This window comes from Actinacidiphila sp. bgisy144 (assembly GCF_057708105.1).
Genome location: NZ_JBYIRM010000038.1, coordinates 72,369 through 82,373, shown reverse-complemented (window position 1 = coordinate 82,373; position 10,005 = coordinate 72,369). Strand labels below are relative to the sequence as shown.

9 protein-coding genes are annotated in these 10,005 nt (G+C 72.6%); 7 read left to right on the top strand and 2 right to left on the bottom strand.

From position 1 onward, the window contains the following. The first annotated feature begins 314 nt into the window (after nucleotides 1–314). The 3 genes from AC3EVP_RS31830 to AC3EVP_RS31820 all read left to right on the top strand — a co-directional run bounded on the left by AC3EVP_RS31830 (nucleotide 315) and on the right by AC3EVP_RS31820 (nucleotide 3,594). On the top strand, nucleotides 315–1,658 hold the full coding sequence (locus AC3EVP_RS31830) for an ABC transporter substrate-binding protein (RefSeq protein ID WP_335976452.1): 1,344 nt from the start codon (nucleotides 315–317) through the stop codon (nucleotides 1,656–1,658). Between the two features lie 98 nt (nucleotides 1,659–1,756). Beyond that, nucleotides 1,757–2,677, top strand: a complete 921-nt coding sequence (locus tag AC3EVP_RS31825; protein WP_435135920.1) for a carbohydrate ABC transporter permease — start codon at nucleotides 1,757–1,759, stop codon at nucleotides 2,675–2,677. A gap of 68 nt (nucleotides 2,678–2,745) precedes the next feature. Next, nucleotides 2,746–3,594, top strand: a complete 849-nt coding sequence (locus tag AC3EVP_RS31820; RefSeq protein WP_335976916.1) for a carbohydrate ABC transporter permease — start codon at nucleotides 2,746–2,748, stop codon at nucleotides 3,592–3,594. Between the two features lie 131 nt (nucleotides 3,595–3,725). Here AC3EVP_RS31820 and AC3EVP_RS31815 read toward each other — a convergent pair whose 3' ends face one another. Beyond that, nucleotides 3,726–5,045, bottom strand: coding sequence for a PucR family transcriptional regulator (locus AC3EVP_RS31815; RefSeq protein ID WP_435135911.1), 1,320 nt, complete (start codon nucleotides 5,043–5,045; stop codon nucleotides 3,726–3,728). 335 nt (nucleotides 5,046–5,380) lie between these two features. On the opposite strand from AC3EVP_RS31815, the gene AC3EVP_RS31810 reads away from it, so the two are divergent. Next, on the top strand, nucleotides 5,381–6,604 hold the full coding sequence (locus AC3EVP_RS31810) for a lipase family protein (RefSeq protein WP_435135909.1): 1,224 nt from the start codon (nucleotides 5,381–5,383) through the stop codon (nucleotides 6,602–6,604). A 153-nt stretch (nucleotides 6,605–6,757) separates the two neighbouring features. Beyond that, on the top strand, nucleotides 6,758–7,564 hold the full coding sequence (locus tag AC3EVP_RS31805; protein ID WP_435135907.1) for an SDR family oxidoreductase: 807 nt from the start codon (nucleotides 6,758–6,760) through the stop codon (nucleotides 7,562–7,564). 20 nt (nucleotides 7,565–7,584) lie between these two features. On the opposite strand, the gene AC3EVP_RS31800 is transcribed toward AC3EVP_RS31805, so the two are convergent. Continuing rightward, a complete protein-coding gene (locus AC3EVP_RS31800) occupies nucleotides 7,585–7,968 on the bottom strand; it encodes a VOC family protein (RefSeq protein WP_335976464.1) in 384 nt (127 codons plus the stop codon). Between the two features lie 275 nt (nucleotides 7,969–8,243). On the opposite strand from AC3EVP_RS31800, the gene AC3EVP_RS31795 reads away from it, so the two are divergent. Both AC3EVP_RS31795 and AC3EVP_RS31790 read left to right on the top strand, forming a co-directional pair. After that, complete coding sequence (locus AC3EVP_RS31795; protein ID WP_335976465.1) at nucleotides 8,244–8,657, top strand: ATP-binding protein; 414 nt, start codon at nucleotides 8,244–8,246, stop codon at nucleotides 8,655–8,657. 33 nt (nucleotides 8,658–8,690) lie between these two features. Next, the gene (locus AC3EVP_RS31790) at nucleotides 8,691–9,995 is read left to right on the top strand and encodes an amidase (protein WP_435135905.1); all 1,305 of its coding nucleotides are present in this window, start codon (nucleotides 8,691–8,693) and stop codon (nucleotides 9,993–9,995) included. Nucleotides 9,996–10,005 lie beyond the last annotated feature (10 nt).

The window sequence follows — 10,005 nt, the reverse complement described above, 5'->3', positions numbered from 1 at the left end:
CCCCCCCCCCCCCCCCCCCCCCCCCCACACCCGCGGACCTGCGGTATTCGCCGTTCCGCGCTATCGAGTTGATCGAGTTCACGGAAGTGAACACGATTAAACAACATGTGCGCATCACGGTCCGGCAACGCATCCCCGGGGAGGCGTTGACGCCCTTCTACATGTGGCGTAGAACTACCCTGCGATTGCGATGGCGTTTCATCTTGGTGACTTCTGTTGGAAACGGATCGACGGACAGTGACGCCGCGTCAGGGCTCACCCGCCGGATTTCGCCAGCGGTACACCGGATACGCCCACACACACATGGAGGCACCATGTCGGAGGTCGAGTCGTCGGGCAGCACGGGCAGCCCGCTGTCCGCGACCCGCAGGAATCTGCTCAGGGGCGTCGGGGCCGCGGGCCTCACCGCCGCGGGCGGCGGCCTGCTCGCGGCGTGCGGGGGTTCCGACAAGAAGAAGTCGGAGAGCAAGCAGCCCGTTGCGGGCAGCACGGTGACATTCGGGTCGAACTACTCCGACCCGGCTGTCAAGACCGCGTTCGCGGCCCTCACCACCGCGGCCACCGCGGCGACCAAGGTGAAGGTCAAAATCAACACGGTCGACCACGACACTTTCCAGACAAACATCACGAGTTACCTGCAAGGCACCCCGGACGACCTTTTCACCTGGTTCGCCGGATACCGCATGCAGTACTTCGCCGCGCAGGGCCTGGCCGAACCGCTCGACGACGTGTGGGAGAAGATAGGCGGCAACTTCAGCGCCGCGGCGAAAAAACTCTCCACCGGGCTCGACGGCCACCAGTATCTGGTGCCGATCTACAACTACCCGTGGGTGGTCTTCTACAACAAGAGCGAGTTCGCCAAGCGCCACTACACGATCCCCACCACCTGGGACGAGTACGTCGCGCTGGCGAAGCAGATGAAGAAGGACGGCCTGGTCCCGATCGCCTTCGCCGACAAGGACGGCTGGCCGGCGCTCGGCACCTTCGACATCCTCAACATGCGGATCAACGGGTACGACTACCACACCAAGTTGATGACCCACAAGATCCCGTGGACCGACCAGGGCGTGCACACCGTCTTCCAGCACTGGGCCGAGATCCTGCCCTACACCCAGACCGGCGCCAACGGCCGGCTGTGGCAGGACGCCGCGAAGACGCTGGAGGAGAAGAAGGCCGGCATGATGTTCCAGGGCACCAACCAGGTCGCCGCGCAGTACGTCGCGGACAAGGCCGACCTCGCCGACCTGGACTTCTTCACCTTCCCGGCGATCAACCCGCAGTGGGGCCAGGACTACATGGACGCGCCCACCGACGGGTTCATGCTCAGCAAGAAGGCGAAGAACTCCGACGCCGCCAAGGCGATCCTGGAGTACATCGGCACCGGCGCGGCCGAGTCGACGTACCTCAAGACCGACCAGTGGGACGTCGGCCTGGTCACGGGCCTTCAGGTGCCGACCTACGACGCGATCCAGAAGAAGTCGGTGCAGGAGATCGCCAAGTGCAAGGCGGTCGCGCAGTTCATGGACCGCGACTCGGACCCGGCCATGGCCAACGCGATGATCGCGATCTGCCAGAAGTTCATCGACGACCCGAGCACGTCCAACATCACCAAGCTCCAGCAGAGCGCGGAGAAGCAGGCGAAGGCGATCTACTCCTGATGAGCGCTACGTCCCAGGGGCGTACCCCGGCGGCGGTGTCGGACAAGCCCGCGGACTCCACGTCCCCGGCCCGGCGCCGCCGCCGGCGGTTGCGCACGATGACCGTCCGCGACCGGGTCGTGGTCGCGGTACTGCTCGGCATACCCCTCCTGCTCGACCTGGCCTTCGTCTGGTTCCCGGCGATCGGCACGGTGCTGCTGTCGTTCACCAAGTGGAACGGCGTGGGCAGCCTGCACGAGAAGACCTGCCAGCCGAACATGCCGTCGATCCTCAACAACGGCTGCTGGTACGGCGTGCAGAACTACCACCAGGCCGCCACCATCTACCCCGAGTTCTGGCCCGCGGTGCGGCACAACCTGCTGTGGCTGGCGGTCTTCGTGGTGATCGCCACCCCGCTGGGCATGCTCTTCGCGGTGCTGCTCGACCGCGGTCTGCGCGGCACCCGGATCTACCAGAGCCTGCTCTTCCTGCCCGTGATGCTGTCGCTGGCGCTGATCGGCATCATCTGGGAGTTCGTCTACTCCCAGAACTACGGCCTGATCAACACGGTGATCGGCAGAAACGGCGACAGCAACGCGATCGACTGGCTGGGCAATCCGCACCTGAACCTGTGGGCGGTGCTGCTGGAGGCGACCTGGCGGCAGGCCGGGTACGTGATGATCCTCTACCTGGCCGGGCTCAAGGCCGTCGACCCGACGCTGCGCGAGGCGGCGCTGATGGACGGCGCCAACCCCTGGCAGACCTTCTGGCGGGTGATCTTCCCCGTGATGAAGCCGATCAACATCGTCATCATGGTGGTCACCGTCATCGAGAGCCTGCGCGCCTTCGACCTCGTCTACATCACCAACAAGGGCATCAACGGCCTTGAACTGCTGTCGGTGCTGGTGACCTCGAACATCGTGGGCGAGACGCAGCGGGTCGGCTTCGGCTCCGCGCTCGGCGTGGTGCTCCTGGTGATCTCCCTGGTGCCGATCACGATCTTCCTATATCAAGCGTTCCGCCGGGAGGACACCCCGTGAGCTCCGAGACCCTTACCCGGCCGCAGGCGAAGGAGCCGCGGACCGGCGGCCCCGGCGCCAAGCCGCGGCTGCGCGGGCAGATCGCCTCACAGGCGTTCCTGATCATCGCCTCGGTGCTGTGGATCCTGCCGATCCTCTTCGCCCTCTACGTGGCGGTGCGCCCCTACTCCGACACCCGCAAGTACGGCTACGTGTCGATGCCGCACCACCTGACGTTCAAGAACTTCTCGGACGCCTGGTCGCAGTCGGACATGGGGCACTTCTTCTGGAACTCGGTGCTGATCACGGTGCCGGCGGTGGTGATCGTGCTGGCCCTGGCCTCGGGCGTCGCCTTCGTGCTGGTCCGGGTCAACGTCAAGGCCAACGTGGCGCTGCTGATCCTGTTCACCGCGGGCAACCTGCTGCCGCAGCAGGTCATCATCACCCCGCTCTACCGGATCTACCTGAAGATCCCGCTGCCGCACTTCCTGGCCGACAGCGGGCTGATGTACAACTCGATCTTCGGGCTGATCGTCATCAACGTCTCCTTCCAGCTCGGCTTCTGCGTCTTCGTGCTGAGCAACTACATGAGGTCGATCCCGGGCGAGATGTACGAAGCCGCGCTCGTGGACGGCGCCGGCCTGTGGACGCGGTTCTGGCGGCTGACGGTGCCGCTGTGCCGCCCCGCGCTGGCGGCGCTCGCGACACTGCTGACGACCTGGATCTACAACGACTTCTTCTGGGCGATCACCCTGATGTCCTCGGGCGACAAGCGCCCGGTGACGTCGGCGCTGGCCAACCTCCAGGGGCAGTTCGTGAGCAACCAGAACCTCATCGCGGCGGCCGCGATGATCGCGGCGATCCCGACGCTGGTGGTCTACCTGTGCCTCCAGCGGCAGTTCATCGCGGGCCTGTCGCTCGGGTCGAGCAAGGGCTGAGCGCGAAGCCGACGGGCGGGCCGACCGGGGGCTGATCGGGAGCCGGCCGGGAGGCCGGCCCGAAGCGACCCCAACCGGCGCGGAGCCGAGCCGGCGGGGAGCCGAGCCGGCGGGGAGCCGAGCCGGGCGCGTCACGCGCCGTACGCCGCCAGCGCGGCCTGGAGCCTGGGCAGGTCCGGGCCGTGCGCGGCGTTCAGGCCGGTCAGCGCGCTGGTGCGGCGCAGCCGGTAGTCCACCGTGTTCGGGTGGACGTGCAGTTGCTCGGCGGTGCGCCGGCGGTCCAGCCCGCAGGCCAGGAACGTCCGCAGCGTCTCCAGCAGGTCCGCCCGGCCCTCCAGCGGGCGCAGCAGCGCGGCGAGCCGGTCGCGGGCCGGGCTGGGCAGCGTGAGCTGGTACTCCAGCAGCACATCGTCCAGCCGGTACAAGCCCGGCCCGCGCCCGCAGCCGACGGCGACCTGCCGCACCCGGGCGGCCAGCCGGGCCGCCCCGGCCACGTCCTGCGGCGGCGCGGCCACCGCCGCGGCGGTCAGCGGCGCGCCGCAGGAGCGCGCCATGTCCCGCAGCAGCCCGGCCAGCCGCTCGAAGTCGGCGTCGGCGTCGGCGGGCGCGGCTGCCTCCGGGTGCGCGGCGGGCGCGGCCGGAATCAGCGCCACGCCCCCGTCGGGCGACAGCGCCGACAGCGCCTCGCCATGCGCCCAGCGGTCCAACTCCGCCCGCATCCGCCGCAGTTTGCGGCCCGCCGCGATGTTCGGATCGACGCCGGGGGCGCGCTCGTCCGGGTGCGGCGCGGCCGCCACGCTCACCACCCAGTAGCGGTCCGGCAGCCGCATGCCCGCCCGCTCGGCCGCCTGCCGCGCCGCGCCCCCGTCCAGCAGCGCCGACAGCAGCGCCTGGCGCGCGCTCTGCCGCTCGCCCAGCGCCGCCTGGCTCTCGGCGATGTAGCCGGCGAAGACCGACTCGGTGACCACGTCGAGGTAGCGCAGCAGCAGCTTCTGCGTGGCGAGCACATCCGCGAGGTCGTCCGGCCCGGCGTCGGCCAGCACCTCGTCCAGGCACTCGTACGCCCCCAGGAAGTACGCCCCGACGACCGCGTCCAGCGGGATGTGCTCCTGCGCGCGGCGCACCGCCGAGCGGTGGGTCAGCTCCAACTGGCCCGCGGTGGGCGGCTGCCCGGTCCGCAGCACCTGGGCGAAGGAGCGGATGCCGCGGACGACGACCGCGGTGATGTCGCCGCGCAGCTGCTCGGCGGGCAGCGAGGCGTAGACCGGTATCCGCTCGGTCAGGCGGGCGACCACCCGCGCGGCCAGTTCGTGGACGGAGGTGACCAGGCGCTTGTCCAGCGGGGTGCCGCCGATGGTGATCGGAGCGGGCGTCGGAGCCGGCGTCGGGGCGGGCGTCGGGGCGGGCGTCGGGGCGGCGGGGCCTGGCTCCGCCGCGGGCTGCGTCGTCACAGGGCACCTCGCGGGTTGCGGGCGCGCGGGTCGGATCGCGGAGCCGTACGCGCCCCGATACGGGACCTTCCACTATTACCTACGGGTAACCCCGGTGTGAAGTGCCGCTCCCGGCTTTGTGCGCGATCACAACCCCGCGGGTGAAAGTCTGCGCCACCGCCCCAGGCTCACCGGCGGCCGGCCCGGCCCATGATGGCGTGGTCCCGTCCCGGCAGACCCGCCGTCCCCGTCCCCCCGGTCCGGCCCACCCGCCCCGCGCGCACCGGACCGCCCCGCGCCCCCGAGCCCGCCGAAACAGCCCCGCACCCCGAGCACCCGAGCACCCGAGGAGAGCCGTGCGCAAGCCCTACGCCCTGGCCGTGACCGCCGCACTCGCCTGCACCTGCACGTTCCTGCCCGCCGCTGCCGCCTCGGCCGCGGCGCCGTCCGCCACCACCGCGCCCGGCTCGACCGTGCCGGACCAGGACCCCTTCTACGCCGCCCCCGCCGGCATCGCCTCCTACCCGGCCGGGGCGATCGTGGACAGCCGCGCCGTGCCGGACGTCAACCTCTTCGGCATCTCCGTGCCGGTGAACGCCTGGCAGATCTCCTACCGCACCAACGACTCGCACGGGCAGCCGGAGTTGGCCGTCACGACGCTGGTGGTGCCCAAGGCCGCCTGGACCGGGTCCGGGAAGCGGCCGGTGGTCTCGCTCCAGACGCCCGAGGACAGCGTCGGCACCAGCTGCGCGCCCTCGTACCAGATCGCCACCGGCCAGGACGTGCAGGACGCCGCGCTCGGCGCCCAACTGCTCGCCGCGAACTGGGCGGTGGCGGTGCCGGACTTCGAGGGGCCCAAGTCGGTGTTCCTCGCCGGGCCGCAGGCCGGCCACGCCGTCCTGGACGGCATCCGCGCGGTCAAGGCGTTCAACACCGCGGGCGTCGGCTCCGCCAACCCCTGGGCGCTGGACGGCTATTCGGGCGGCGCCGAGGCGACGGGCTGGGCCGCGCAGCTCCAGCCGTCCTACGCGCCGGACGTGAAGCTGGCCGGTGCCGCGATCGGCGGGCTGCCCTCCGACCCGGCCGCCGTCGGGCGGTACATCGACGGCACCGCATTCGCCGGCTTCGAGTTCGCCGCCGCCTACGGCATCTCCACCGAGTTCCCCGAGGCGGGCATCGCCGGGCTGCTCAACGCCAAGGGCCAGCAGGACTTCGCGTCCATCAAGGGCACCTGCGAGCTGAACATCCTGCCGGCCTACGCCTTCCGCAAGCTCAGCGAGGACACGTCCGTCGCCGACCCCTTCTCCGTCCCCTCGGTCGCGGCCGTCCTGCGCACCAACACCCTCGGCACCGCCGCCCCCGCCACGCCCGTGTACGACTACCACGCCGACACCGACGAGATCGTGCCCGTCGGCCAGGACAACACCACCGTCGACAACTGGTGCGCGGCCGGCGGCACCGTGGACAAGGTCCGCGACCTGCTCGGCGAGCACGCCGAAGAGGTCGCCTTCCGGGCGGTCTCCGTCGAGATCTTCCTGGCGAACCGCTTCGCCGGCAAGCCCGCGGACAACGACTGCTGACATCTCCCCGCGCCCTCCCCGAACCCTCCCCGCGGCCGGTCGCACCGTCGATGCCCGACCGGCCGCGGGGGCAGGTCCGCAGGTCCCCGCGGGGTGCCTGCCGGGGCGTAAACCCGTTGCGGGCGGGGGCCGGGGGGCCGAGGATCGGCGGCTGTGGCACCTTCCGACGACGCCCGGCCCGCCGCAGACGCCCAGCCCGCCGCGCCCGCGGCCCGACCGGTGGCGCTGGTCACCGGGGTCGGGCGCACCGTGGGGATCGGCGCGGCGATCGCCGCGCACCTGGCCGCGTCCGGCTGGGACCTGGCGTTCAGCTACTGGACGCCGTACGACACGCGGATGCCGTGGGGCGTGGAAGCCGGTGCGGCCGGGGCGGTGGCGGCCCAGCTGGCCGGACACGGCGCGGCCACCGCCGCGATCGAGGCGGACCTCGCCCAGGTAGGCGCCGCTGAGCAGGTGTTCGACGCGGCCGAGCGGCAACTCGGGCCGGTCACCGCGCTGGTGATGTGCCACTGCGAGTCGGTGGACTCCGGCCTGCTGGACACCACCGTCGAGAGCTTCGACCGCCACTTCGCGGTCAACACCCGCGCGAGCTGGCTGCTGGTACGGGAGTTCGGCCGCCGCTTCGCCAGGCCGTACGGCACCGGGCGGATCGTGGCGCTCACCAGCGACCACACCGTGGGCAACCTGCCGTACGGCGCGAGCAAGGGCGCGCTGGACCGGATCGTGCAGGCCGCCGCGCGCGAGCTGGCGCATCTCGGGGTGGCCGCCAATGCCGTCAACCCCGGTCCGGTGGACACCGGTTGGATGACCGGGCAGCTGCGGGCCGAACTCGCCGCGCAGACCCCCCTCGGCCGGCTGGGCACCCCGCAGGACACCGCGGACCTGGTCGGCTTCCTCTGCTCGCCGCGCGGGCAGTGGATCAACGGCCAACTGCTGCACAGCAACGGCGGCCTCGCGTAGCGCGGGCGGCCCGCCTGCCGTCAGGACCGGTAACTGCTCAGCTCCACCAGGTTGCCGTCCGGATCGCGCACGTACACGCTGGTGATCGGGCCGGCCGCCCCGGTGCGCTCGACCGGGCCCTCCTCCACCGCGACGCCGTGCGCGGCGAGTTCGGCGACGACCTGGGCCGGCGGCTCGGCCACGATGAGGCACAGGTCGGCGCTGCCCGGTGTCGGGCGGGCGGCCTTCGGCTCGAACTCGTGCCCCGCCCGGTGCAGGTTGATCTTGCTCTGCCCGAAGACGAGCGCCTTCCGCCCGCCGCGGAACGTCACCTCCGTCATGCCCAGCACGCCGGTGTAGAAGGCGACGGCGGCGTCGATGTCCCGGACGGTCAGCACGAGGTGGTCGAGTCGGTCGACACGCATGGGCCCCTGCACGGTTCCTTCCCGGTACGGCGGCGGCGAACGGCCCGCTGCGGGGCTTGCGGCCGACCCTATCCGCCCAGGCGGGCGCGGCCACGGCCGACCCGCGCCCCACCCGCCGTACGGCCGAATGGAGGGAATTGCCACGCATTCCGGCTAATCGTGGTGCGGGAGGCGCCTGGGCGGGCAGGAGCTAGCCGATCACCAGCACAGCAGCCACACCGACCAGCAGAACGACCGGCCCACCGCCCGTCCCACCAGCGCACATCGAGATCCCCATGACCGTCACCGCCGTCGCCAACCCCCGCGGCCACCCCGGCTACGAGGCGACGCTGCCCTGTGCGCCGCAGAGCGCACGCCCGGCGCGGAGCCTCGTCACGATCGTGCTGAGCGTGTGGGCGCTGGACGACCTCGCCGACGACACCGCGCTGGTGGTGGACGAGCTGGTCGCCAACGCCGCCCGGCACACCACCGGTACGCGGCTGCGGGTGTCGATCACCCGGCCGGGCGGCCGCCTCGTCCGGGTGGCCGTGACCGACCACTCCCCCGAACTGCCGGTGCTGCTGCGCCCCGACGAGCGCGACGAACGCGGCCGCGGCCTCCTGCTGGTGACCGCGCTCGCCACGTCCTGGGGCGCCGTCCCGCTGCGCCGCGGCAAGAAGGTCTGGGCCGAACTCGGCAACCGCCCCTGACCGTCCGCCGCTCGGCCTGGCACCCTGGCCGTCGTGGACCTGCGAACGTATGGCGTGGACGGCCGGCCGTCGGTGACGGTGGACGAGCTGTGCGCGCGCATCGAGGAACGGGACGGCCGTGTCGCGGCGTTCGTCGGCGGCGCGGAGCCGGCTGCCGCCCGGCGGGAGCGGCTGCGCCGCGAACTGGCCGACGTGCACGCGCGATGGCCGGTGCCGGGCGGGCGGCCACCGCTGTTCGGCGTGCCGGTGGCGGTCAAGGACATCGTGCGCGTGGACGGGCTGCCGACGCGCGCCGGGTCGCGGCTGCCCCCGGAGGTGTTCGCGGGGCCGCAGGCGGCCGTCGTGGACCGGCTGCGCGCGGCCGGCGCGGTGGTCGCGGGGAAGACGGTGACCGCGGAGTTCGCGATGAGCGCGCCGGGCCCCACCCGCAACCCGCAGGCGCCCGACCACACCCCCGGCGGTTCCAGCAGCGGGTCCGCCGCGGCGGTCGCGGCGGGCATGGTGCCGCTGGCGCTCGGCACGCAGACCGTCGGCTCGGTCGTCCGCCCGGCGTCGTACTGCGGTGTCGTGGGCTTCAAGCCGACGGCCGGCCGCATCCCGACCGGCGGGGTCGTGCCCAACGCGCCGACGCTGGACACCCTCGGGGTGTTCGCCGCGACGCCCGCCGCGGTCGGCGCGGCGGCGGCCGCGCTGTGCGACGGCTGGCGGCCGGTCCGAGGGGCCGCACCCCGCCCACCGGTCTTCGGCGTGCCCGACGGGCCGTATCTGGAGCGGGCCGGGCGGCAGGCGCGCGCCGCCCTCGAACGGCAGGTGGCGGCGCTGGCCCGGGCCGGCAACCAGGTGCGGCGGGTGCCGATGTTCGCCGACTTCGCGGCGGTCGCCGACGACCTGTCCGCCCTCAACCGCCATGAGGCCGCGCGCAGCCACGCCGTGTGGTTCGCGCGGTACGGCGACTACTACCGTCCGCAGTCCGCGGCCACCGTCCGCGCGGGGCAGGCGGTCTCGCCCGCCCGGTACGAGCGGGCGCTGCGGGCCCGCGACACCTTTCGGACCGGGCTGCTCGCCGCGACCGGCCGGGCCGGGGTGGACGTGTGGATCTGCCCGGCCGCCACCGGGCCCGCGCCGCGCGGCCTGTCCGACACGGGCGACCCGGTGATGTGCGGGCCGTGGAGCTTCGCGGGCTGGCCGTCGCTGTGCCTGCCCGCCGGCCGCACCGGCGAAGGGCTCCCGATCGGCTCGCAGTGGGTCGCCCGCCCGGGCGCGGACGAGCAGTTGCTGGCCTGGGCGGAGGCCGGCGCCGCGCTGCTCGCCCCGCCCGGGGAGCCGCCGGCGTACTGAGGCCGCCCGC